General features: G+C 40.4%; 23 protein-coding genes and 3 tRNA genes. 6 read left to right on the top strand and 20 right to left on the bottom strand.

Going from position 1 to position 25,601, the window contains the following annotated elements; genetic code table 11:
• Nucleotides 1-16: 16 nt before the first annotated feature.
• Nucleotides 17-775, bottom strand: coding sequence for a DeoR/GlpR family DNA-binding transcription regulator (locus EAH57_RS07270; RefSeq protein WP_004670322.1), 759 nt, complete (start codon nt 773-775; stop codon nt 17-19).
• A 53-nt stretch (nt 776-828) separates the two neighbouring features.
• A complete protein-coding gene (glpK, locus tag EAH57_RS07265) occupies nt 829-2,343 on the bottom strand; it encodes a glycerol kinase GlpK (protein WP_121929481.1) in 1,515 nt (504 codons plus the stop codon).
• A 261-nt stretch (nt 2,344-2,604) separates the two neighbouring features.
• Here glpK and EAH57_RS07260 point away from each other — a divergent pair, with 261 nt between their 5' ends.
• The gene (locus EAH57_RS07260; protein WP_121929480.1) at nt 2,605-3,027 is read left to right on the top strand and encodes a hypothetical protein; all 423 of its coding nucleotides are present in this window, start codon (nt 2,605-2,607) and stop codon (nt 3,025-3,027) included.
• 58 nt (nt 3,028-3,085) lie between these two features.
• Here EAH57_RS07260 and EAH57_RS07255 read toward each other — a convergent pair whose 3' ends face one another.
• The 3 genes from EAH57_RS07255 to folD form a co-directional block, all read right to left on the bottom strand.
• Nucleotides 3,086-3,370: a GNAT family N-acetyltransferase gene (locus EAH57_RS07255; RefSeq protein WP_121929479.1), complete on the bottom strand. Its 285-nt coding sequence runs from the start codon at nt 3,368-3,370 to the stop codon at nt 3,086-3,088.
• Nucleotides 3,371-3,527: 157 nt separating this feature from the next.
• Nucleotides 3,528-4,196 (bottom strand): class I SAM-dependent methyltransferase, encoded by a 669-nt coding sequence (locus tag EAH57_RS07250; protein WP_121929478.1) that lies wholly within the window; start codon nt 4,194-4,196, stop codon nt 3,528-3,530.
• A gap of 59 nt (nt 4,197-4,255) precedes the next feature.
• Complete coding sequence (gene folD / locus EAH57_RS07245) at nt 4,256-5,104, bottom strand: bifunctional methylenetetrahydrofolate dehydrogenase/methenyltetrahydrofolate cyclohydrolase FolD (RefSeq protein WP_121929477.1); 849 nt, start codon at nt 5,102-5,104, stop codon at nt 4,256-4,258.
• Nucleotides 5,105-5,256: 152 nt separating this feature from the next.
• Between folD and EAH57_RS07240 the strand changes: the two genes are divergently transcribed.
• Nucleotides 5,257-5,330, top strand: a tRNA-Cys gene (locus EAH57_RS07240).
• 8 nt (nt 5,331-5,338) lie between these two features.
• Nucleotides 5,339-5,424: transfer RNA gene (locus EAH57_RS07235), tRNA-Leu, on the top strand.
• A gap of 122 nt (nt 5,425-5,546) precedes the next feature.
• Here the strand turns inward: EAH57_RS07235 and EAH57_RS07230 are convergent.
• The gene (locus tag EAH57_RS07230) at nt 5,547-7,310 is read right to left on the bottom strand and encodes an alkaline phosphatase D family protein (RefSeq protein WP_121929476.1); all 1,764 of its coding nucleotides are present in this window, start codon (nt 7,308-7,310) and stop codon (nt 5,547-5,549) included.
• 208 nt (nt 7,311-7,518) lie between these two features.
• Between EAH57_RS07230 and EAH57_RS07225 the strand changes: the two genes are divergently transcribed.
• Nucleotides 7,519-7,604 (top strand) — tRNA-Leu (locus EAH57_RS07225).
• A gap of 75 nt (nt 7,605-7,679) precedes the next feature.
• On the opposite strand, the gene EAH57_RS07220 is transcribed toward EAH57_RS07225, so the two are convergent.
• The 4 genes from EAH57_RS07220 to EAH57_RS07205 form a co-directional block, all read right to left on the bottom strand.
• A complete protein-coding gene (locus EAH57_RS07220) occupies nt 7,680-8,075 on the bottom strand; it encodes a hypothetical protein (RefSeq protein WP_121929475.1) in 396 nt (131 codons plus the stop codon).
• Nucleotides 8,076-8,444: 369 nt separating this feature from the next.
• Nucleotides 8,445-8,786: an FKBP-type peptidyl-prolyl cis-trans isomerase gene (locus tag EAH57_RS07215; RefSeq protein WP_121929474.1), complete on the bottom strand. Its 342-nt coding sequence runs from the start codon at nt 8,784-8,786 to the stop codon at nt 8,445-8,447.
• Between the two features lie 92 nt (nt 8,787-8,878).
• On the bottom strand, nt 8,879-9,409 hold the full coding sequence (locus EAH57_RS07210; protein WP_121929473.1) for a YaeQ family protein: 531 nt from the start codon (nt 9,407-9,409) through the stop codon (nt 8,879-8,881).
• A gap of 67 nt (nt 9,410-9,476) precedes the next feature.
• Nucleotides 9,477-10,481 (bottom strand): CobW family GTP-binding protein, encoded by a 1,005-nt coding sequence (locus EAH57_RS07205; protein WP_121929472.1) that lies wholly within the window; start codon nt 10,479-10,481, stop codon nt 9,477-9,479.
• A gap of 471 nt (nt 10,482-10,952) precedes the next feature.
• On the opposite strand from EAH57_RS07205, the gene EAH57_RS07200 reads away from it, so the two are divergent.
• Nucleotides 10,953-11,141, top strand: coding sequence for a hypothetical protein (locus tag EAH57_RS07200; RefSeq protein WP_121929471.1), 189 nt, complete (start codon nt 10,953-10,955; stop codon nt 11,139-11,141).
• A 126-nt stretch (nt 11,142-11,267) separates the two neighbouring features.
• Here the strand turns inward: EAH57_RS07200 and EAH57_RS07195 are convergent, their stop codons facing one another.
• The 4 genes from EAH57_RS07195 to EAH57_RS07175 all read right to left on the bottom strand — a co-directional run bounded on the left by EAH57_RS07195 (nt 11,268) and on the right by EAH57_RS07175 (nt 16,286).
• Complete coding sequence (locus EAH57_RS07195; RefSeq protein ID WP_121929470.1) at nt 11,268-11,783, bottom strand: acyl-CoA thioesterase; 516 nt, start codon at nt 11,781-11,783, stop codon at nt 11,268-11,270.
• Between the two features lie 132 nt (nt 11,784-11,915).
• Nucleotides 11,916-12,539 (bottom strand): MarC family protein, encoded by a 624-nt coding sequence (locus EAH57_RS07190; RefSeq protein WP_121929469.1) that lies wholly within the window; start codon nt 12,537-12,539, stop codon nt 11,916-11,918.
• 643 nt (nt 12,540-13,182) lie between these two features.
• Nucleotides 13,183-14,883, bottom strand: coding sequence for an NAD-dependent malic enzyme (locus tag EAH57_RS07180; protein WP_121929467.1), 1,701 nt, complete (start codon nt 14,881-14,883; stop codon nt 13,183-13,185).
• 350 nt (nt 14,884-15,233) lie between these two features.
• Nucleotides 15,234-16,286: a fatty acid desaturase gene (locus EAH57_RS07175; RefSeq protein ID WP_121929466.1), complete on the bottom strand. Its 1,053-nt coding sequence runs from the start codon at nt 16,284-16,286 to the stop codon at nt 15,234-15,236.
• 188 nt (nt 16,287-16,474) lie between these two features.
• Between EAH57_RS07175 and EAH57_RS07170 the strand changes: the two genes are divergently transcribed.
• Nucleotides 16,475-17,494, top strand: a complete 1,020-nt coding sequence (locus EAH57_RS07170) for an AraC family transcriptional regulator (RefSeq protein WP_121929465.1) — start codon at nt 16,475-16,477, stop codon at nt 17,492-17,494.
• A 61-nt stretch (nt 17,495-17,555) separates the two neighbouring features.
• Here EAH57_RS07170 and EAH57_RS07165 read toward each other — a convergent pair whose 3' ends face one another.
• From EAH57_RS07165 to astB, 6 genes are all read right to left on the bottom strand, one after another.
• Nucleotides 17,556-18,929 (bottom strand): amidohydrolase, encoded by a 1,374-nt coding sequence (locus tag EAH57_RS07165; protein WP_121929464.1) that lies wholly within the window; start codon nt 18,927-18,929, stop codon nt 17,556-17,558.
• Nucleotides 18,930-18,956: 27 nt separating this feature from the next.
• On the bottom strand, nt 18,957-19,853 hold the full coding sequence (locus EAH57_RS07160) for a bile acid:sodium symporter family protein (RefSeq protein ID WP_121929463.1): 897 nt from the start codon (nt 19,851-19,853) through the stop codon (nt 18,957-18,959).
• A 43-nt stretch (nt 19,854-19,896) separates the two neighbouring features.
• Entirely contained in the window at nt 19,897-21,279 is a 1,383-nt protein-coding gene (locus tag EAH57_RS07155; RefSeq protein ID WP_121929462.1) for a long-chain fatty acid transporter, read from the bottom strand.
• 239 nt (nt 21,280-21,518) lie between these two features.
• Nucleotides 21,519-23,003 carry an amino acid permease gene (locus EAH57_RS07150; protein WP_121929461.1) on the bottom strand — a complete coding sequence of 495 codons (1,485 nt, stop codon included), beginning with the start codon at nt 23,001-23,003 and terminating at the stop codon, nt 21,519-21,521.
• A gap of 172 nt (nt 23,004-23,175) precedes the next feature.
• Nucleotides 23,176-24,150 carry a succinylglutamate desuccinylase gene (gene astE / locus EAH57_RS07145; RefSeq protein WP_121929460.1) on the bottom strand — a complete coding sequence of 325 codons (975 nt, stop codon included), beginning with the start codon at nt 24,148-24,150 and terminating at the stop codon, nt 23,176-23,178.
• A 91-nt stretch (nt 24,151-24,241) separates the two neighbouring features.
• Nucleotides 24,242-25,582, bottom strand: a complete 1,341-nt coding sequence (astB, locus tag EAH57_RS07140; protein ID WP_121929459.1) for an N-succinylarginine dihydrolase — start codon at nt 25,580-25,582, stop codon at nt 24,242-24,244.
• Nucleotides 25,583-25,601: the final 19 nt, after the last annotated feature.

Raw genomic sequence — 25,601 nt, 5'->3', positions numbered from 1 at the left:
TTTCGAAAATGAATATTTATTTTGCAACGATCAATCCAATATCCAAATCTCGTATGGTTTTCATATATTGATCATTGGGTTGTTGGTCAGTAAAAATACAATCCACTTGTTTAAGCGAACCTAAACGAATCATCGCATTACGCCCAAACTTACTGCTATCAGCCGCTAAAAAAACCTGACGTGCACTAGAAATAATTTCTTGGGAAACACAAACCTCTTGAAAATCGAAATCCAATAACGTGCCATCTTCGTCGATACCACTAATCCCAACCAACGCATAATCTGCTTTAAATTGCTTAAAGAAATCAGCCGTTGCCTGCCCGATCACCCCACCATCAGGGCGAACGCGTCCACTGGCGATCAGTACTTCAAAATCTTCTTTGGTACTCAAAATTTTAGCAACATTTAAATTATTGGTAATAATTTTTAGGCCCGTATGATTTAACAAGGCATGCGCGATAGCTTCAGTTGAAGTACCGATATTGATGAACAATGAAGCATGATCAGGTACTGCTGCGGCAACAGCTTCCGCAATAGAACGCTTTTGTTCAAGCATGTGGCCGACACGCATTGTGTACTCTGTGTTTTCAACACTCGAATCATGTGCTGCGCCGCCATGATAGCGACGCAATAAGCCTTCATCTGCCAACTGATTAATATCACGTCGAATCGTCTGAGGTGTAACATCAAAATATTGGGCAAGTTCTTCAATACTAATATAGCCACGCTCGCGTACTAATTCGAGGGTCTTTTGTTGGCGTAATATCAAACTCATGCTCATCCATCCTATGTTATTTCAACTCATCCGATACAGGCACTCAGTCGAACTTAATCCTCATCCCAATCCCGAGTACGACCGACCGCTTTTAACCAGCCTTTGTAGAGCTTCTCAGTTCTATCTCGACTACTTTCAGGCGTAAAAGTGCGCTCGATGGTCATTCTACTCTTCAATTCATTCAGATCCGACCAAAAACCGACAGCCAAACCAGCAAGAAATGCCGCACCCATACCTGTGGTTTCTTTCATTGCAGGACGTTCAACTGAAGTACCTAAGATATCAGCTTGGAACTGCATCAAGAAATTATTGGCTGTGACGCCACCATCAACACGGAGCGTACGTAACTTCTCACCTGAATCTTGCTGCATTGCATCTAAAACATCACGCGTTTGATACGCAATCGATTCCAAAGTCGCACGAATAATATGCTCGATACTGACCCCTCTTGTAATTCCCAAGATTGCACCACGTGCGGTCGGGTCCCAATAAGGAGCTCCAAGTCCGGTAAAGGCAGGAACAACATAGACACCATTACTATCTTTGACTTTGGTTGCGTAATATTCAGAATCATGCGAATCATTAATCGCTTTCATTTCATCTCGTAACCATTGCACACACGAGCCGCCATTAAACACAGCACCCTCAAGTGCATAGTTCACTTCGCCTTTTGCACCACATGCGATGGTGGTCAACAAGCCATGGTCCGACTGAACAATGCGCTTTCCTGTATTCATTAACAAGAAACAGCCTGTGCCGTAGGTATTTTTTGCTTGTCCTACTTCAACACACATTTGACCAAATAATGCGGCTTGTTGATCCCCTGCGATACCAGCGATCGGAATGCCTATTTCTTGTCCACTGATAGTATGCGTGTATCCATAAACCTCTGAAGAGCTACGCACTTCAGGCAACATTGCTTTAGGGATGTTTAAAGCTTCAAGTAGCTTATCGTCCCATTCCAATGTTTCAATGTTAAATAACATGGTCCGAGAGGCATTGGTATAATCCGTCACATGAGCTTGACCATTGGTGAGTTTCCAAATAAGCCATGTATCAATTGTACCGAATAGAAGCTCGCCACGTTCAGCGCGCTCACGACTGCCTTCGACCCGATCGAGAATCCATTTAATTTTTGTCGCAGAGAAGTATGGGTCAACCACTAAACCCGTAACTTTTCGCACATAGTCTTGCCAGCCATCTTGACGAAGCTGATTACAAATTTCATTGCTTTGGCGACTTTGCCAAACAATGGCATTGTAAATAGGTTTGCCCGTTTTTTTGTCCCAAATCACCGTAGTTTCGCGTTGGTTGGTAATCCCAATCGCAGCAATTTGATCACTAGAAATACTCGCTTGCGCTAACGCTTCAACCCATACTGCACTTTGGGTCGCCCAGATTTCCATTGGATCATGCTCAACCCAACCTGGTTGTGGGTAAATTTGGGTAAATTCGCGCTGAGCTATGGTGATGACATTCGCATCGTGATCCAATACGATCGCACGTGAACTCGTTGTACCTTGATCAAATGCAACCACATATTTTTTTTGACTATCTGTAGAGATCATGACATACCTATCCAGACTGGCCTGATGTATTAGAGCAATGAATTAAACACCCGAAAAAAACGGAGCGTAATACTGCAATAAAGCAACGACTTCTGTATTAAATTAAAAACTTGGGCGATTATATGCAAAATTGTTCGCAAACGAAAATTCTTTCTTTATTTTTGAATACAAAAGTGACGAAAAAACCATTTTTAAAAGATTACACACAATTCAAAAATCATTTTATGCGATACTTAAAGTATAAATAACAGGATCATTGATATGAAAAAAACCAATTTATTCTTTATTGTAAGCGGTACACTTTTGATTGCTGCATGTCAGACAAGCTCACATCAATATAATGGTGCAAAGGGCTATCAAATTGAAGATAAAACAGCAACTTCGGCGACGATTGCCTATACACTTTCTGCACGTGGCAATGCAAATGTGGATGAGAAAAAATTGCAGCATGCATGTAAACAAGTGCTCGGTGCAGAAAAAAATTATAAAATTTCAATTCTAAGCACCAATGAAATCATGAACCCTGCTACACAAGAAAAATACGGTGTTCAGCTTGGCACCAGTCGCACAACTTTTGGTCTATCCAACTCCCCTGATTTAAATAACAGCGAAGGTTATGCCACTCGTCAAGCACTTGAGACTCGACCAACCACACTTACTGTCGTTCGTTATACATGTTCTTAATCACATAAATATAGAATGGATGTATGCAGATATTGATGATGAATACATCCAACCAAATTTATTTTTTTAGCACATCATGAATGGATGAATCTTTATCAAACACTGATTTTGCAAAAGGACATAAAGGAATCACCTTCACATGACGTTGTCGTACAAATTCAACCAAGGCATCTAATAATTGACGACCAACGCCTTTCCCACGAAATTGATCACTAACATCGGTATGGTCAATAATGAGCATCTCATCTCCAGCCCATGTATAAGCCATTTCGCCTGCCAATACATCACCGTCTAAAAGCTTAAAAGCACCATGTTTGCCATCATCAACGTGTTGAATATTCATATCATATTCCTTTTTTTAGTCAACTTTATTGAACGAAATTTAAATCGATTATCTTTTTATTCCATTGAATGTTTTAACATGATGTTAAACGATGCTGTGTTATGATTTTATATCTTTGAAATAGACAATAAACCTTATTTTTAGACCAGCAAGAGACTTATTTCGTTCGATAGAAACTCACATTTTTAAACTCTTTCGCTTCATCTAAATCAGGCCAAGTTGTTGCACTTCGCTCATCAATCTTTATATATTTTGGGTGGCTAAAATTTTTAACCCGACTGTCAGCAACCCAAACCTCAGGTGCGAATTTCAAAAATTCATCTAAAAAGAAGCGATTGCACTGATCATAAAGTACATCAGCAGCAAGCAAGACATCCACTTGTTCTGATTTATAGAGATCATCGAGATATTCAAGCTCTACATCATTTAAGAGCGCATTTTCACGGCATGATTCAAGACTAATGGGGTCAATATCACAACAAATAACGCGTTTCGCACCTGCCATTTTTGCAGCTATTGCAACCACACCAGAACCAGCACCAAAATCTAGAACAACTTTATCTTTAACATGATGCGGTTCTGCCAATAACCATTGTGCCATTGCTAAGCCAGATGCCCAGCAAAAAATCCAATACGGCGTTTCATTCCAAATACGTCGAATGACTTCATCATCCAAACGATCTGTAGGAAATACTGGCGGTATCAGCCATAAAGAAATCGGCGTTTCAGGTAATTGTTGTGCCAATAAGTCAGTATTTGGAATCACATCATGCAATGCTTTAAGTAACTGTTCAGGCGCTTTAGCAAATTGAAAAGTACAGCTCATATCGTTTCTTTAATTCTTTTAAGTCCCCCTCTTTTATAAAGAGGGGGTTAGGGGGAGATTTAGCCTAATGCTTGTTCAGCAGCTTCAACTGTTTGACGAATCAAAGTGGTAATCGTCATAGGACCTACTCCACCTGGTACTGGTGTGTAGGCAGACGCAATCTCTTCAATACCGACTAATTGGATATCACCAACACCACCGCCATCACGTGGATGGAAACCAGCATCAACCACAACAGCACCTTGCTTAATCCAATCTTTTTGAATCAATTCGGCTTTACCTACTGCACCCACGATAATGTCGGCTTGTTTAACCAACTCAGCAAGATTTTGTGTACGTGAATGACAGATCGTAACGGTTGCATTGGCTTGTAATAGCATCATTGCCATTGGTTTACCTAAAATCGCAGAGCGACCAACCACAACGGCATGTTTGCCTGCAATCTCAATCTTGTTTTCTTGCAAAATGGTCATGATACCTGCTGGAGTCGCTGAACCATAAGCAGACTCGCCCATCGCCATACGACCAAAACCTAAGCAAGTCACACCATCGACATCTTTTGCCAATGAAATTGCATCAAAACAAGCTCTTTCATCAATTTGCTCTGGCACTGGGTGTTGCAACAAAATCCCGTGTACATCAGGATTTGCATTTAACTTTTCAATTTCTGCAAGCAATTGTTCAGTTGTCGTCTCTTTCGGAAGCTCAACTTTAAGCGAATCCATTCCTACACGACGGCAAGCATTACCTTTCATACGCACATAAGTTGCCGATGCACCATCATCACCAACTAAGATTGTCGCCAAAATTGGGGTACGCCCCGATTTTGCTTTTAATGCTTCTACACGTACCAATAAATCTGCTTCGATTTGTGTTGCCAATGCACGACCGTCTAAAACCAATGCCACAGCGCATCTCCAAAATGGGTATGAATCAATTGCGTAAATAATACATGATAATTTGAGCAATATTCTTTTAGATGTTGTTTTTATGTGCATATTCGCGACAAACACTATTGTTTTTTTTCTAAAGATTGCTAATATGTGCATCACCAAGAGATGGCGGGGTGGCAGAGTGGTCATGCAGCGGACTGCAACTCCGTGTACGCCGGTTCGATTCCGACCTCCGCCTCCATTGGTAAAGCCCGAGTGGTGAAATCGGTAGACACAGGGGATTTAAAATCCCCCGCCCACAAAGCGTGCCAGTTCGAGTCTGGCCTCGGGCACCATTTTTCAGCTAATGAAATATGGTGCAAATAAAAATCCAGCGTAAGCTGGTTTTTTTATGTCTGAAATTTAACGAAGCATAAAAAAGCCAAGTACAACGACTTGGCTATATTAAGAGTTTAATTTACGCGACTTGCTGAGCCGTTTTCATAGCTAATAAATTCTTATCTAAAATCAATTGATAACCTCGTGCTTGATCTATCATATATTCAGGCTTCTTAATCGAATCAACGAATACCCATTGAGATTCAACTTGAGTTTCATCAAATTGAACCATCAAATAACCTCGTTGATTCAAATTGCAGTAATTTAATTCATCAATCAACGCCGTAAATGCAAACTCGAATTGTTGAAGCTGTGCCGTAGGGATATTAAGGTATTTTTCCATCCCTGGCGAAGACACTGAACAGGTTGCCAGCTCAACGCCGACAAAAGCACCATCTTTGCTATATAAATTAGACGACCATGCGTTATGCGTATCCCCTGCAAGGACCACGACTTTCTTTTTTAACTGCGCCAAAGTGCCATATAGAATCTCACGTTCAGCAAAATAGCCATCCCAAGCATCTAGGTTATAAGGAGCAACCGTCAGCACACGCGCTTTTTCTTGCTCAGTGAGGCTTGGATCACCTTGTTTAAGACGCATTTTCAGAGTCACTAACTCAGTAATCTGAGTCGTCATTTGATTTAATGTGTCTGTGCTCGGATTGCCTGAAGTAATTTCTGCAAGCGACAATAATAATTCAGCTGGAATTAGCATTTTGGTCATAAGAATCTGCTGACCCAATACATTCCATGTTGCGGTAGATTGTTGTAATTTCCCCAGCAACCAATCACGTTGGGTATAGCCCATCAAAGTGCGTGCAGGATTGGTTAAATCTTGTTGAAACTTTTGAATATCCAAACCTGAAGCAGTCAAATAGTCTGCATAATCAAGTTGTTTATCTCGTGCTAAAATTCGGGTATCCAGCATGGTCAGTTGTACCAGATTGCCAAAATCAAACTGACGATAAATATTTAAATGATCTGTCTCAGATACTGGACGAATCGGCATCCATTCAAAATAGGCTTGTAATGCTGCAAGTTTACGCTCAAGGAAACTACCTTCGTTTTCTTGATGATTCTCCGCACCCTCTTTCCAAGTATCATTGGCCAACTCATGATCATCCCAAACGACAATAAAAGGATGACGTTGATGCAGTGCTTGTAGATCTTTATCGTTACGATACAGCGCATAACGCTTGCGATAATCATCTAATTTAATAATTTCTTGATCATTATCAGCTGCCAAGGTTCTTCCGAGCTTAGCCGCATCTTCTGTGGCATAACCATCCGCACCGTATTCATAAATATAGTCGCCTAAATGAATCACCACATCGACATTTTGCTTTGCGATTTCACGATACACGTAGAAATAGCCAGCGGGATAATTCGAACAAGAACAAACTGCGAAACTGACTTTTGAAGTACTGGTCGGCAGTGTTTTGGTTTGTCCAACAGGAGACTTTTTATCACCAAAAATAAAGCGATAGAAATAGTTTTGATTCGGTGTCAAACCTGTTGCATCGACCTTAACCGTAAAATCTTGTGCTGCTGCGGTTGTCACCTTATCCGTCTTAACGATTTGCTTAAATTGATCATCTAATGCAATTTCCCAAGTGACTTGCAAACGAGCACTTGCCTCGTTTGGACTAAGACGTGTCCAAAGAATCACTCGATCCTGCAATGGATCACCGCTCGCTACACCATGATCAAAACTGACTTTCAGCGCATTGCTTTCTTTATCTGAACTGTTATTACACCCTGTAAAACCTGCGGATAAAGACAAAGCCCCAAAACCAAATAAACTCTTTTGAATCAGTTCCCGTCGTGAAATTTTTGCTGTCATTAGATGGCTACCTTGGTTTTTATTACTTTAAACAACTAAAACTAAAGTAGGTTGATGAAGGTTTGATCTCAATTTAATGAAAAATTTATGAAAGTCAGTTCATTTAATCTATTTTTTATTCGAGAAAGACATAAGTTGATTGAAAAGAAAGCAAATAATCCTTTTTACTCTTGCCAAGTTTTAAAGTGTCCTCTATTATTGCGCACATGCCCGAGTGGTGAAATCGGTAGACACAGGGGATTTAAAATCCCCCGCCCACAAAGCGTGCCAGTTCGAGTCTGGCCTCGGGCACCATTTTCAGATAGTGAAATATGGTGCTAATAAAAAACCAGCCTAAGCTGGTTTTTTTATGCCTAAAATTTAGTGACCTTAATACTGAATCAGTTGGAAATTTGGGTGATCAGCGAGTTGCTGTAAATAATAACGTTCTTTTTGATAAAAATATTTGTACATTCGATTGACCCACTCACCACGTCGAAAAGTGAGTACTTTTTTATTCACACCATCGTAGCTCAGCAAAACAACATCACCACCTTCTTGGTTCAATAACGTAATTCGATAACTATGCGGTGCATGTAGATGAGAAGCACTGAGTTCTCTGACGATCTCTACCTTATGCTCACCATCAAGCCAGTATTGTTTATCAACCAATGCTTTTTCATTGACCCAAAAACCCGTTTCTGCACCATCATATGTATCAATCATAAAAAAATGATGTAACTCTTTTAGTAACTCAGAAGCAGTGATATCCAAATAATCATTCATATAGACCTCTATTTAAATTTTTATTGCTTGTTTGCAGTTCGGTATTTTTATAGTCAATACCACTATTTTCGTGGCATAACCTCACCATTCGATAGCGATCTGATGAGCAAAATTTTAAAAGATTACAAAATGATTATTCTATTCAAGTTATTGTCATTTAAAGAAAATTGCTCTTTAATCTCAAAGATATATAGAGAGATTTAGAGAATCAAGATTTTTCTCTTGGGCTGTTATAAAAATCAGATAAAAAGAAAATGATTTAAAATGAAAATTAATTTCAACTCAAAAAAATCTATTTATATTTATGATTTCAAAGTGATTTAGCTTAAAACAGCTAAATCACTTTAGCGATTCTGTGTCGTCTTATTTCTATTCGTCGCGTGTTTTTACATCAAAAAGTTCAATTTCAAAAGTCAGATTTGAATTTGCAGGGATAATTTTCCCCATCTTACGTTCACCGTAAGCTAAATGTGCAGGTACGATGAGTTTACGCTTTCCACCCACACGCATACCCATAATGCCTTGATCCCATCCTTTAATTACACGCCCTGTACCAATCACAGTTTCGAAGTAATTACCGCGATCAAGCGAAGAATCGAACTGAGTTCCATCTTCTAACCAACCTGTATAATGTGTGGTGATTAAAGCGCCTTTCACAGCCTCTTTGCCTTCACCCACTTTTAAATCAATAATCTGTAACTCTGCGCTCATGTATGCCTCTCTAAACTCAGCTCAATTCAGGTTTTATATCACTTTTACCTGTCATGTCATTCATGGATATGAATATCCAACAGCCTCTCTCATTATTGCAATTGTTGCCACTGAATGTCGACTTGACCTTTGTCACTCAACAATGTCCATTCACCATCCATAATATTTAACTGCAATTGCATAGTTCGCTCACACAACTGCTCAATCGCTTGAGTGGTTTGAGGAGAAAGCTGCCAAACCTCAACATTACTCAATGTTTTAATTTTAGTACTTTTCTGCCACCAATCATTTGCTTGTGCGCCATAGGTCACTACGGCAACATGTTTACATCGCGCACTGGCCTTTTTCACTTTATCTTCAGATGGACAGCCCACTTCGATCCATTTTTCTAACAAGCCCGTCAGATCTTTTTGCCATAAAGCAGGCTCATCCGTTTCAAATAGATCTTTAGTGAAATCCAAATGCTCATCTGCATAGCGTGCATAAGCAAGAATACGCACCATTAAGCGTTCAATCGTTTCAGATGGATGTTGAGCAAGTATCAGTTGATAATCCGCATAAATATGCTGATCCATATTGGCAATATTCAGGTCTGCCTTATATATCGTTGCTTTTAACGCCATTGAATCATGTCCTCAAATTTGGCGCTAAGCATACTCTATTTTGTTAAAAAATGGTGCGATTTGCGAATCAACTGACCTCATCTAGGCGACATGCCAAGAGTTGTTTTTCAAACTCAAACCAGTCCTGTTGCACCTGACAAATAATTTCAATTCGATTATCAATACTTGCTTCTGCCGACTTATAGTTAAACTGTTGCGGATTAAAATTAAAACTTTTCCATCCTTGATCGGTATTAAATATTCCTTTGATCCGAACCCAATCCTGCTGTGCGCATAATAGATCCAATAAATCATAAAATTTGAATTGCCAACGTTTGGAAAACTTCCAACCTGCGACCGTAAATCCTTGCGCAGTTTCAATATAATGATAGGGCAACTGTTTAATTTCTTGTTCCGCAGCATCACCGAGCTGTGTTTTTTGCAATCGGAGTAAAGGTTGGATTTTTCGTTGCAAAGGCTGCTGAATAAGATCAAGCTGCCCCAGCTCTACTCGTCCATGCTCCGCCTCTATCCAATGCTGTACATAGGTTTTATATTCTTGTTTTAAAGCTAAATATGCTTGTTGGTCGGCTTCGGTCATACGATCAATATGGGACAATACAACAATTTGTGCCGCTTTGAGCTGATCGGTATATAGGTTCTGCTGTACCCAATTCTCGTCATGCAAACGACTGCCATCAATCACAATCACCAGTGCCCGCACCTCTAGACTACTCTGCCAATGTGGCTCAGTCAGTTGTTCGAGTAATTGCGTCGGATGTCCCAAACCAGTTGGTTCGATGAATAATCGATCAGGTTTCGTTTCACTTAATAACCGCGCCAATGCAATTTGCATCGGCAGTTGACTACTACAACACAAGCAACCGCCCAACAATTCTTTGACGGTATAACCATCTTGTTGGGTAATCAGTTGTTGATCGACCCCAATCTGCCCGAATTCATTCATCAGAATCGCCCAAACTTCATGCTCAGGCTTTTGTGCTAATAAATGCTGTAATAATGTGGTCTTCCCTGCCCCTAAAAAGCCAGAAATAATATGCGTTGGAACTGCTTTGGGCGAGATAAATTTCACGACATACTCAGGAACAAGAATTCACTGCATTGTAATGCGAAAAAATAAGGAAAAGAAATAATCAGTGTTCAAACGACTAAACATTAATAAAGACCCATTTAAAAATATTAATGAGACATCTATCACATAGTTAATCTAATATACTTATTTAAAATACAAATATAAATGGTTTATTCAATTAAGTAATTCTAATGAATTCACAGGTAATGTTTAATCTGCGTAAATAGTAAGTTTATTTTTTATCCAAAAAAACACATTTGCATACATTTTAAAGCCAAATCAATGGTCTAAAATTTACATTGCTACCACATAAAGCACATCAATATTTCAAATTGTTAAGCTTGGCGTAATAGATTGTTAAGGTTATTGCCGTAAATAGATTTGGCACATAGCATGGGCACATGTCTTAATTTGTGGCTTAACTACAAATTGGGCTGTTTTTAAATGAAACTGAAATTAAGGATGCCAACAATGAAACTTATCAAAACACTTCTAGCTACGACTCTTACGCTTGCTGCTGCGACTACTTTTGCTGCGTCAGCTAACGAAGTTCAAACTGAAGCGCAAACTGATGACCGCGTAGTTGTTTCTACTCAAGAACAACCAGCGACTGATGCGCCAAGCGAAGCGGCTCCAGCATCAGAACCAGTTGCAAACTAATATAGATTTTAAAAGCTACCTCTGCTTATTTAAATCGATTTATTATGATTTGACCCTATTTCATAATAAATAAAAAAAAAGATCGAACCATGCTGCGGTTCGATCTTTTTTATGGACTGTATAAAATTAAAGCGAAGACTTAAAGATACTGCATGAAGGCTGATGAACTTCTTGTAGGCGCATTTCTTTACGTTGCTCCGCTGCTTCAAAACGACAACGCTTCCAATCAGTGTCTAATTTTAAAGATGGAACTGGTTTCGGTTGGCGCTGTTCATCGACAGCAACCATAGTGAAATAACAGGTGTTGGTATGTCTGATGCTACGTTTTTGAATATTTTGAGCTTCGACGCGAATCCCAATTTCCATTGAGGTACGTCCAACATGATTGACACTCGCCAAGAATGTCACCAATTCACCAACATAAATAGGCTCTTTAAAATTGACTTTATCAACAGAGAGCGTAACCACATAACTGCCTGAATAACGACTGGCACAAGCATAAGCGACTTGGTCAAGCAGTTTTAAAATCGCGCCTCCATGTACATTACCAGAAAAGTTAGCCATATCTGGTGTCATCAAAACCGACATTGTAAGCTCTGATTGATCATCAGGCGTCTGATGGAATTGATCTAATTGATCCATGTTTGGGACTCATAGCGGAAAGCAGCACCACTATTATCACTCATTCATGATCGCAAACATATATCTAAATCAATCAAACACCGTTGCTTGCTCGAGGAGCGATTGTTCTTTACCTATCAAGAGAACGTATTTCTAACTTAAATTTGCGGAATTCATGAGACCAAATACCCCATTGACGATCATATCAACCGCAATCGTCCCGATGAGTAATGCAGCTAAGCGCCCCACAATATCAAAATAACGGTCAATGTATTTTGCATGTTTATAGCGTAAATGATCATGCCCATATTTCATTAAAATCAAAATACTACAGGTCAAGAACAACGTGACAGCAATCACAGCGACTGCTGCTGTAAAAGGTAAGGTTACCCCCGTGACCACTGCCGCACTAATCGTTCCTGGCCCAATCATAAATGGCATCGCAATCGTTCCAGCTAAGTGCTCAGGTGCACCACGCATTTCACCGATGGTATCAGCCCCCTGAAATACATAACGATAGCCAATCACTAAGAAAATTAAGCCACCAAAAATTTGAAAAGACTCAAAACGGACATTCAAATATCGACTAAAAATATTCTCGCCGCCCCACGCGAATAAAACAAAAACAATGAAGGCAATCAAGCTTCCCTGAATAAGGGCTTTATTAAATACCTTAACCTCAGTGTTTCGGATAATCCCAACCATATAGACACTCATAAGGAAGGGATTTAACAATGAGAAAAACAACGCAAATGCATGAATATAAGAAGAAAACATAAAATACTCGTACACATCACTAATGATGTTCTTAGAAAATTAATTTGAGAATGAAATAAGCTATTTATGAAGGATCTGTTTACAGCGCATGCTAGAGTTTCTTTATTACTAGCCAGCTTTTGTTAAGGTAAAATTAGCCCCTACCTAACATATGAATCTGTAAACTTACGATTTGATTATCTAAGGTTTTAATCATAAATTTAACCCCTTGATCAGGATGAAGTTTAATAGTTACTTCATGTCATGAATCGTATGTTGGTTATGCTTGTCCACATAAAACTGAAAGTACTGCTCAATTGAGTTTCGAAGTAGCACCATCCCCATAGCCCCCAACCAATATCCGTAAAGATAACATCTGAATTGAGGTCAACAAAATGCCTTCACTTAAATTTGAATCTGCATTGCTTATAATTTTTGCACATAGGAGCTTACTTTGATTTGGGTAGCATGTATAAGTATAGTATTGAAAATGTAGATATATTTGAAAAATTAGATTCTTAGTATTATTCATTTTTTTGAATAATACCTTCTTTAAATTTATTGCTGTGGCAGCGTCTTCGTGGTTCTCTAACAAAAACTCATCGTTCCTGACATTTATTAAAGAACCACTTTCATCAAAAGATTTTTTAACACTTACAGTAGACTAAAACGTTACCCTCGAATACTGACGATAGGCTGGTGTCCAGAAATTATCATCAATCACCGTTTTAAGCACATCGTTACTCATCGGCATCGCTAAGCCATCTGCCATCGCAGCTTTTGCAACCTTAAATGCAATAAACTTAGAAACTTGTTGAATATCATTGATGCTCGGCAGTAAGTCAGCTGCTGGATTTTTCAATCGTGGTGAACAATCTGCTAAAGCGGTGCTAGCCGCCATGAGCATTGAATCACTGATATGTGTCGCGCCACAAGCAATCACACCTAAGCCAATACCCGGAAAAATATAAGAGTTATTACACTGAGCGATTGGGTACGCTTTGCCTTGGAAAAATACAGGGGCAAAAGGACTACCAGTCGCGACAATCGCCGCACCTTGTGTCCATTCGATAATATCTTTTGGCTGTGCTTCGACTTGAGAAGTTGGATTCGACAGCGGTAAAACAATCGGATGTTTATAATATTTGGCTAAGGTTTTAATCACTTCTTCACTAAACAATCCCGCCTGCCCTGACACGCCAATCAAAATACTCGGTTTGGCATTTTGCACCACATCTAACAAGGCTATGTTTTTACCCTGTCCTTCCCATGACTGAATTGCAGCAACTGGCGTTGCCAATTTTTGTTGGAAGTCCAACAGGTTTGCTTGTTGATCAGTCATTAAGCCAAAGCGATCTACCATAAAGATACGTGAACGTGCCTCATGATCACTCAAGCCTTCATCAATCATTTGTCTCACTATATGTTCAGCAATACCACAACCAGCCGAACCAGCACCAACAAAAGTAATAGTCTGATCTTTAAGTTGTTTGCCCTGCGAACGTGATGCCGCGATCAAAGTCGCAACAGTCACCGCTGCCGTGCCTTGGATATCATCATTAAAACAGCAAATTTTGTCACGGTATTGAGTCAGTAAAGGCATGGCATTATGTTGAGCAAAATCCTCAAACTGGATCAATACATCAGGCCAACGCTGGCGAATGGCGGTAATAATCTGCTCAACAAATTGATAATATTGTTCACCTGTTATCCGAGGCTGTTTCAAGCCCATATAGATCGGGTCATTGAGTAACTGTTGATTATTAGTGCCCACATCAATGGTAATTGGCAATGTATAAGCAGGACTAATACCACCACAAGCGGTATATAAGGATAATTTCCCAATTGGAATCCCCATACCACCAATGCCTTGATCGCCGAGACCGAGGATGCGCTCACCATCTGTAATCACGATCACTTTGACGTTTTTCTTGTTGACGTTGTGAATGATTTGGTCGATATAATTACGCTCGCCATAAGAGATAAAGATACCACGGTGACGACGATAAATATCCGAGAAACGCTGGCACGCCTCTCCCACAGTTGGGGTATAGATAATCGGCAGCATTTCATCTAAATGCTGACTCAATAAACTATAAAACAGCGTTTCATTGGTATCTTGAATATTTCGCAAATAAATATGCTTATTCATATCACTCCCAAAAGAAAGATATTGCTGATAAGAACGTTGGGTTTGTTCTTCAATATTTTCGATATTGTTGGGAATGAGACCATGCAAATTAAATCTTTCGCGTTCTTCTTCAGAAAAAGCAGATCCTTTATTTAACAAAGGTAATTCTAAAAGTGCGTTTCCAGCATAAGGGATATATAAAGGTTTTTTGGTTTTAATTTGGTTCACTGTCATACCGCGCTCTTCAACCTATCCGTCAAATATAAAAATTTCTTCGCTCAAGTTCCTATAATACTGAACTTTGGCGTAGTGAATAATTTACACCAATAGCGACACAAAACTGTATTTATCTGGTTGCATGAAAAGCGATAAGATATTTAGGAGCTAAATGATTGCTTCAAAAGAATCATTGGTATTGAGGAAATAAAATTGTGCTCAGTGGTGTATGTACGCTCATTTTCTAATTAAAAAATAATACAAAATAAAGAAGGTCTAATGAAAACGAGAATTTAGCACCATACATATAAACAGATTAAAAGAGAAACTCAGGTCTCTTTTAATCTGTTTTTCAATACGAAGCTGCTTTAACTTTGCTCAGAAAGGACTTTCGTTTCCCAACGATTGGCACGTTTGAACGTTCCTAGATCATTAAATCGAACCCCCATGTCACGCATGACTTTGTGCGCAACAGGAGCCGTCATTTGACGGAGATAAAATGGCTCTTTAACCACAAAGTGATGAATCGCATGAGTAGAACCAAAATTAAAACAAAATAGCTGGAATGGCATCATCCACCATGGCTTGAGGACTTGAGTTTGCTGAATCACATTGCCCAACTCAACATCGCCGTAGTAATGCATATTACTGGTCACAAAATGTAAGCAGAAAGTACGTAATACATTCGGTGCAATCCAAACAACCGTTAAGATATTTACTACATGCATCACTTGTAACGTGGTAGCCGACCATAAAATTGAAGTGTCTGCCAACATTGCGACCAAGTTAACTGCATGGTAGCCCAAAAACACATACCAAAGAGACCAGTGAATGATACCTAATGGGAAATAGGCTTTGAAACTACGCTTCAAAATCATTTTGCGTACAGTCCAGTTATTCGCAGAAATGACTCGGAATAACACGGCTAGCCCATTATCACCTGTCGCAAAGAAACGGCGGATCCCCCAGACATCGCCATTACCTAAAGCTCTTTCTTCAATATCATGTTCGGTACCAGACATTTTATGATGATTAAAATGTAACTCTCGGCGCGCCCATGGGTTAATCGTGCTTGGACGAGCCAACCACACCAACCCCATCATCAAATGATGTGCCCATGGTTTTTTACGGAAATACATCCAGTGAATCAAATCATGTTCTAATTCATGAGTTAAAGAAGCAAAAAAAGCAATCAGTGGAATCGTCCACCAGACAGAGAGTTGATGTACGATATAAAAGTAAGCTGTTACGCCCATACCAGCTAAAGAAAAAGCCAAAATCAGGGCACCTATTGCATTTTGATGCTTCAAAATAGAATATTTTTTGCGTAAGGCAACGCCTTCTGCGTTTACCACTTTTTTAATATATTCTGTTTTTTCTGCGTCCGTCCAACCTGATGGATCTTGGTAAGTGTAACTCATAAACTTTTCCTTGGTTTTTCCTATACCCTTACTTTATTTATATCGCCCTGAATATGCTTAACTCAGAATGCCAAACTCTTGGCTGTTGACGCCAACTTATTGTTATTCACAAAAATAAGCAGAAAAACTTTGATTAAAACCTTTTATACTTGTCATCGGAATCTGATTTATACGTTATAGGATATGACATGTCACAGACAGCAACAGCACTGACCAGTTGGGTGAAAGCGATTCAAAAAGCCCTTGAAAAAGCAGGCTGTGATAGTCAAGAATTATTGAAGCAAGCAGGCTTGGACATTCAAGTATTAAATGATCCCAATGCCAGATATTCATTAGAGCAGACTGCACATTTATGGCGTTTATCCGTTGAAGCCACGCAGGACTCATGTTTTGGACTTAAAGTTGCCAGTCAGGTCAATCACCATACCTTTCATGTTCTTGGGAACTCACTGAATACCAGTGTGACTCTAAAAGAAATGTTTGGGCGAATCATTCGTTATTTCCGTTTGGTGACCAATATTCCAGAGCTTGAATTTTTTAGCAAAGGCAGCAATCACTATTTCTTAATCCATGTGCCTGAACAAGTACAACCTGAAGCAATCGACGCTTTTATTTCTGTATTCATTCGGGCTTCTCGGGCGTTACAAGGTTCTGATTTCTCACCACTACGCATCGAACTACGTCGTTCAGAACCAGCAGATCTTGAGACCTATCAAAGTATTCTAAAAACGCCTATCGTTTTTAATGCGCCAAAGGACATGATGGTGTTTGATACAGCCAGCATCGAACAGCCCTTAGACGGTGCAAACCCTGAGCTGACGCAAGAATATGATGAAATCATCATGCGTTATCTCGCTCGTTTTGATAAAGAAAATATACTTGCCCGAGTGAAGCTAAAACTCATTGAACGCTTATCTACTGGGGAAATACACCAACAAGAAATCGCCAAGAGTCTAGGCTTGAGCATTCGTAGTTTGCAACGGAAACTGTCTGAGGAAAAAACAACTTTTAGCGAGTTATTGGATAACACAAGGCAAGAGTTGGCCATGTCGTATATCAAAAACATTGCTTATAGTATTACTGAAATTGCTTATATTCTCGGGTTTACTGATGTGAGTAGTTTCTCTCGCGCTTTTCGACGTTGGACCAATTCCTCGCCAGTAAAATATCGTGATAATAATATTTCCAATCCATTGTCCAATCACTAAAAATAAAATAGATAAAAAACGGATACATCTGATTGGATGTATCCGTTTTTAAATGAATCAATTATTGCTTATTTAATAATTCCAACATTGAAACGGTGATCACTTTCACCCCTACTGGCAATGCTTTCAAGTCCACCATAAATTCTGAACTATGCGGAACATATGGCATTTGTTTACCTTGTTTAATCGCATTGGCGAACACAACAGGATCTGCTACACCGACAAACATGAAATTAAATGGAACATCGTTGTGCTCACCTAATAAATGATGCACATCTTCTGAACCCATAAATGCGGGGTAGTCTGTTAATACTTTTTTATCCCCTAACAATGCTTTCAATGGCCCATTTAGGCGTGTTGAAAACTCTTTATTGTTCACTACAGGTGTGGTTGAACCTTTCAATGTAATCTGAGGAAGCTGCTCTTTTGGCATTCCTTGCATTTGAGCAACACCTTCACTCACTGCATGAATACGATTCACCATAGCCTCACGTGCTTTTGGATCAAACCAGCGAAGATTCATTTTGACCACAGCAGATGAAGGAACGACGTTATTCACGCTACCAGCCTGAATTGAACCTACAGATAAAGCGGCTGGCTGTTGTGCACTTACTACATTGCCCACAATCCCTTGATATTGAGTAATCGCATTGGTGGCCATATAGATTGGGTTGTTGCTGAGGTGAGGCATAGATCCATGCCCTGGGACGCCTTTGAATAAAACATCGACTTGATCTGTCCCCGCCATTCGTGGCCCCGGCGCATTTATCACCACGCCCACTGGTGCAGGAACAGTATGAACAGCAAAGAAGTAATCTGGTTTAGGCAAATTATATTTACTCCATAAGCCCTCTGTGACCATCGCTTTAGCGCCAGTCACTTCTTCCTCAGCAGGCTGTGCGACCAAAATAATTGTGCCACGCCACTCTTTTTTGAGTGCCACCATGGTTCTCGCCATACCGAGCATCCACGTCACATGTGCATCATGACCACACATATGGGCAACAGGCGTTTCTGTTCCATCCTTCAACTTGACCCGAACTTTACTGGCGTATGGCAAACCCGTCGCCTCTTCAACGGCATTGGCATCCATATCTGCGCGGTACATGATGGTTGGACCTTCTCCATTTTTGAGAACCCCGACCACGCCAGTCTCTGCAATACCTGTTTTGACATCAAAGCCCAATGACTTAAGCTCTTTGGCCACAATGGCTGCTGTTCGCGTTTCCATAAAAGCCAATTCAGGATGTTGATGAATATCTTTATAGACTTTACTAAGCCAATCTGTTTGCCCATCAATCAGTAAGACAGCTTTGACTGAGACAGCAGGTAAACTATGTGGTGCGTTCGCGGTACTTTGAGCGTTCACCACGCCGCTCAAGGCAAGTGCGGAAAACCCAACCAACTGACATAAATGTTTGGCTATACGCTTCATGAAATTATTCCTTTATTACATATACCGTTAAGCTCGATTCACAACATTATTGACGCTTTGTTGTAACTCTCTCTTTTCTAGTTTATTCAACAACATGCCAAATAAAGCGGCCATGATATACATGAATATTGAGTAGATTGCGGCAGGCATCGCAGCCATTGAACTTGCCATCACCGTAAGTGCAATTGTTAATGCTAATGTCCCGTTGTGAATACCGATTTCAAAGGCACAAGCCTTGGCTTGAAAGCGGTTAATACCAAATAAACGCGGTACAAAATAACCCACTGCTAAACTACAAATACAGAAAACAAAGGTTGCGCCACCGACTTGTCCGATGTAAGTCATCAGCTTTTGATAATCTTTAGCGATCGCTAAGGTGACAATAAACAGTAAAAATACGATTGCAAAAATACGCACAGGTTTATGCAGTTTCTCTGAGAAATTTGGCGCAAGATGACGGATAAACATCCCAATAATGACAGGCACTAAGATCAACGCAAACACTTGAACAATCTTAGAAAATTGTAAACCCACCTCTTGGGAACTGGTCATGAAATGTTGCAATGAAAAGTTTACAATCAACGGCAATGTAAAGGCAGCAATGATTGAATTCACCGCAGTCAATGTCACATTGAGTGCCACATCACCTTTAAATAAATAGCTATACAAGTTTGCTGTAGGGCCACCAGGTGATGCAGCAAGCAACATGAGCCCCACAGAAATCATCGGTGGTAAAACAAATATTTTACAGATCATAAATGCGATACCCACCAAAACAATCAATTGGCAGAATAAAGCAATAAATACAGCCTTCGGGTGCTGACGAACGCGTTTAAAATCATTCGGTGTAAGTTCTAACCCAAGACCAACCATCACAATGGCAAGTGCCATCGGCAAAAATACGGTAATTAATACTGAATCCATGAGCGAAATTCCATTCGTTAAAATAATAGTTAAGGTATTTTATTTAAAATTTATAGCCAATCTTGAGGCCATACCCAATCGAATGATTGTCCTTAAATTCTGAAACATAGTAATCACTGCCCGCCTGTGCACCGAGCTGACCTTTGGCATCTCCTAACCAAAAATACTTCATTCCACCAGAAATAAAATACTGTGGGGTTGGGCTGTATTGCGCACCTAGCCCGATGTTGTAATATCCCTTAGACGGCCCACCTGTTGAAACTTTCTCGCCAGCCCCAGAGTCCCACCCTACGGAAGCTGAACCAAACAATTTCGGAGACAAGCGCTGTCCAATACCGAGATTTCCAGACCATTGATCTTCAAAGTAATGCACTAGACCAAAACCTTCAGGGCTACTTGGGGTTGCCAAAACACCAATCGCTTTAGAAATCTCTCCAAAACGATAAGGTTGGTACTTAAAACCACTCCAATGTACCCAACGGACATTACCAAATAACAAAGTTCCTGGGCGCAAACCTGTTTGGAAATCAAAATTGACTGAATCTGGGGATCTAAACTTGGTTGTGCCTGAGTTTTTAGTTTCAGGCAAATCATCAAAAGCTTCATTCAATTGTGCTTTTTTCTCTTGCGTCATCATTCCCATCGATATCAAATGATCTAAATGTTGATCAACAAAATCCCGTCCTTGGGTTGTATTTAACATATCAATGATGGGCGCATTCTCAGTTGCATTGACTTTATGAACAATCGCAGAACGATAGGTTAAAGAGGTTTTGATGGCTTTTTCTGGAATTTGATAGGCGAAACCAGCAAGCCAGCCCCAATCGCCAATGATATCTGTATGCGCGTCATAACCGTTATAAAGGCTATATACATCGCCCCTTAACTCAACACGACTTTTAAAGGTTTGATAAGTTGGGCCAGCATAAAAATTCCAGTTCTTATTCGGTTGATAACCAAAGATCAGACTTAAATTTTGCATATTAAATCTGGCATTAGAGTTACCCGTTGGAATCTTGCCACCCGTTGCTTCAGCAAATTTGGTGGTGGTCATGCCCGGTATCACATTATCATTCGCTGACGCAACAAAACTATTTTTTCCTGAATATGCAGTATCAGAACCAAAGGGCTGGTCATACAGTAAACCAAAGGAAAATTCTGGAGAAAGCTGTAATTTTAATGCAGTAGAAGGTCGATAATCCGTATTTGCAATATCAGACATTGAAGCACGAGCTTTGTTTAAACCAGCTTCCTGACCTTGCAGGGATGCATCCGATATCGTTAAGCCAGCCTCATAATAATTGCCCGGTTGAAGAAATGGGGCAATCGATTGTCCTGTTCTATCAAAAGCTGCGGCATGAAGTGAGCCTGAACACAGTAAAGCGATGGCGGTCGCCAGTGCTTTCTTTTTCGTCATATGATTCATTGATCCGTCCTGGACTTTTCTTTTCATCTGTTACTTTATTTATATTTATATTTATGCGCTTAACTCCAAACGCCAAATACTTGTCTGCTGATGCCAATCTCCTTTTCAATCCATCCACACATAACAGACATCAAGATCGAGGGAAATAAACAGAAGATAAATAACAAAATTACATAGCAATAGACTGAAAAAAGCCAACCACGCATCTGCTGCTTTGGTTGGCTTAGAGTGTATTTTAATTATTTATTTTTATAAAAAAGATAGTAGCTCGCATAACACGCCGTAATAAATAAGATACAGCAGACAAAACCCACTTGCATCGAAGGATCAGTCACCATACTGATACAAGTAATGGTACAAAATACGCCGCCTAAAATTGGCGTCAATGGGAATAAAGGCGCTGCAAACTTGAGATCTTTTACTGTATGACCTGATTTGATCCATTGGCGACGGAAATTAAACTGACTAATACAAATCGTAATCCACACCACCACCATGGTAAATGCGGCGACACCCAACAGATTCTTAAAAATCGTTTCAGGCGCGAAATGTTCTGATAATAGTCCCGGAATTGCGCCAAACATCGTCACCACGATCGCAACAATCGGAGTTCCTGAAGCAGTCAAGGTAGAAAATACTTTCGGCAACTGTTTTTTGATTGAAAGTGACCACATCATTCGAGAAGCTGCAAACAACCCTGAGTTGGCCGCTGAAAGTAATGCAGTAATGATCACAAAACGAATAATATCTTCTGCGTACGGAATCCCAATATAATTAAACACCGTCACGAATGGGCTATTGCTGATGCCACTTGAATTGAGCCCTGCCATTTCATAAGGAAGCAATGCGCAAATCACCACGATGGTACCCACAAAGAAAATGAGTAAGCGCCAAATGGCGGCATTAATTGCTTTAGGTACGGTTTTAGATGGGTTTTCTGCTTCACCCGCTGCAACCCCGATCAATTCGGTGCCAGAAAAGGCGAAGTTCACAATCAGCATGGTCGCAAAAATTGGAAAGATCCCTTGTGGAAACCAGCCGTGCTCAGTGAGTTTGCTAAATAGTGGTGCAGATTCATGTCCTTGATAAGGGATGAATCCAAAAATAGTGACTAAACCTAAACCGATAAAACAGATAATCGCCAGCACTTTGACCAGCGACAACCAAAACTCAGATTCAGCAAAAAGCCGTGTTGAACTAATGTTCAGTGTAAAGACTAAACCCGCAAATAAAAGCGTCCATGTCCACATGGACACCGAAGGAAACCATTCCTGCATCAACAATGCAGCCGCCGTAAACTCTGTGCCGAGTGTCGCGGTCCATGTCAACCAATATAACCACGTCACCATATAGCCAGTACCGGGTCCAATATAGGTTGTTGCATATTCCCCAAAAGAACCTGAAACAGGCATATGTACCGCTAACTCACCTAGGCATAACATCACCATGTATGCAATCACCCCACCAAGTAAGTAAGCTAAAATAGCGCCTACCGGACCTGCCTGAGAAATAACATCTCCCGAACCCAAAAATAATCCTGTACCAATCGCACCACCCAATGAAAGCATGACTAAATGACGCTTGGTCATGGCACGTTTTAAGGGCTGACCGACCACTATTTCTGATGAAGAAATATTTGATGGATTGGATGTGTCTTGCTGGGGCACATACTGCCCCTCCAAAACATCTCCCGATAGAAATGTCTTTTCATTATTGTTACTCATACACGATCACTCCAACGATATTCTTATGACAACCTGTCCTTGCTGTTTCAATTTCTTACACTTATATCCAACGGATATTTTCTTTCTGCTTTTTTCTTACTGATCGTGCATTTTTAAACTCCATGTATGCTTATTCCTTAACAACATCTAAGCGATGTCTAAGCGTTCAATCCTATTCAATTTCTTTTAAAATTAGCCCTGCTCTCAATCCAATTTTCACATTTGGATTTGGAAATAAAATCCACACCTGTTGGTCATCAACCACCGTATTTCCAGCGTGTTGAGTTGCAATCAATTCGCCTTTCTCAAAACGAGAAAAATTCGGCGCATCTGCATTTAACTTGAGTTGGAAGTCTTCACTTTGCTTTAAAATCGAATCCACCACTTTAAACTGACGGATGCTTGGCTTCTGCCTCACAGGCAATGCCTCACCTGACAGCACTGCACGTAATACCTGATCAATAGCAGCAAATTCTGATAACTCATTTTGACCGAAGGGTTTTGCCTTGCCTAACTCCAAAGTGCTACTGGCTGCCTGAAAAGTTTCAGCGGTGAAGTGAGTAAAGGTTTTACCTGCTGCATTGTGATAGACCAAGGCATCAAGGTCAGCAGCATTGAGACTTTGAATCAAGAAATCATCGTAAGCTTGAACTTGATAGGGAAATAAAACGAAAACTGGCAATAAAGAACTACGAATTGCAGTATGCAAATCATAATGATAACGCGCAGCATCTGGGTGACTTTGAGCAAAAAACTGCGCCGTCATCTGCTCAAGTTGTGCTGCTCGATACGTTTCTCGATCTGGTGTGAGATGCTGATAAGCCCCACAAAACATCCGATTCATATCATTTTCAAGATAACGAACACCTTGGCGAATCGCTTCAGGATTGCCCAATACAAACAGCACCCGAGCCCCTAAAGTGAGGCGTTGGGTAAATAGGTCTTTGATGATGTTTGCGAGCAACTCGATCGGTGCAGTTTCATTGCCATGAATCCCAGCAGACAACACCATAGTCTTGCTATAGCTTGATTTTGGTGTGCATTGCAAAAGCCCTTCAGCAAGCCACTGCCATGTAAAGCCTGCTGTCTCACCCTGAGTTTGCTCAGGTGTTTGTTGTTCTAAGGTCAGTGTCAATAAATCAAGCATGTCCTTTCATTTCCTTATCTAAATCTCCCCTAACCCCTCTTTGTAAAGAGGGGAAAACTCAAAGGAAAGATTTTTATTCCTATACTTCTCTTTATCTTTGAAAGTGATAAACCGAACCTAATGCTAATATTTTGGTCAATTCATCTAGCGCGGTACGGCTCTCGATCAATAAACTTGGGTCTGCTAGATCATCCTGAGTCAACTCATCACGATAATGCTGATCAACCCACTGATTCAGAGTTTTAAACAAAGCATCATTCATAAATAAGTTCGGATTCACGGCAGCAAGCTCAGCTTCATTGACCGCGACACGCAATCTTAAACACGCAGGTCCACCGCCGTTGCGCATACTTTCACGCAAATCAAAAACTTTCAGATCATCAATCGGCGTCCCCATCTGAATCATGTCATTCAAATAGCTCCACACTGCTTTGTTCTGGCGCGACTCCTCTGGCACAACGATACACATTCCACCATCTGCACGCGTCAAAATTTGACTATTGAACAAGTAAGTCGCGACAGCATCCTCAACCGTGACACGATTTTCGGGTACTTCAATCGAAATGAACTCTTGCTCAATCCCTGCCATTTTTTGACGAATTACATTCAATGCTTCGGCTTGATTTAAAAAAGCCTGTTCATGATGAAATAGCACCTGTTGATTACTCACGGCAATGACATCGTTATGAAACACGCCTTTATCAATCACCTCAGGATTTTGCTGAATGAATACCGTGCGTTTTGCATCTAGACGATGTAAACGCGCGATTGCTTCACTAGCTTCACGAGTTTGACGAGCAGGGAATTTTTGTGGTGCAACCACACCGCCGAATTGTTGCTGCCCATACACAAAAACTTGCACACCCTTTTGGTCATACCCACCACCCAAACGATTATGGTTGGCCGCACCCTCATCGCCAAATAAAGCGGCTTCTGGCAATGCTTCATGATGCGTGAAATATACATCATTATTGAACATCGCTTGAAGGATACGTGTGGTCGTATGATGCTCAATTGATCGATGGAACTTATTATTTAAATTAGCGGCGGTAAAATGTACACGTCCATCGGCACTATCCGCAGATGGAGAAACCGTACACGCATTTGCGGTCCACATCGATGATGCTGAACTTAAGGATGACAATAACGCAGGTGCGGTGCGCATCGCCTGTGTTATAACCTCAATATCGCTACCAGTAAAACCGAGACGGCGTAAAGTGGGTACATGTGGACGTTCTTGTGGCGCAAACACACCTTGCTTAAGCCCTAAATCTGCAAGGGCTTTCATTTTCATTAAGCCTTGCTTGGCAGCTAATTTAGGATTTGAGGCATTATTACGGTTTTTGGTCGATGCAACATTACCAAAGGATAAGCCCGCATAGTGGTGAGTTGGCCCAACTAAACCATCAAAATTGATTTCATAACCTGACATTTTTTTCTCCATATCGTCA

This window comes from Acinetobacter sp. 2JN-4 (genome assembly GCF_003687745.1).
GTDB classification, from domain to species: Bacteria; Pseudomonadota; Gammaproteobacteria; order Pseudomonadales; family Moraxellaceae; genus Acinetobacter; species Acinetobacter halotolerans.
This window is presented reverse-complemented; position numbering and strand designations above follow the sequence as displayed.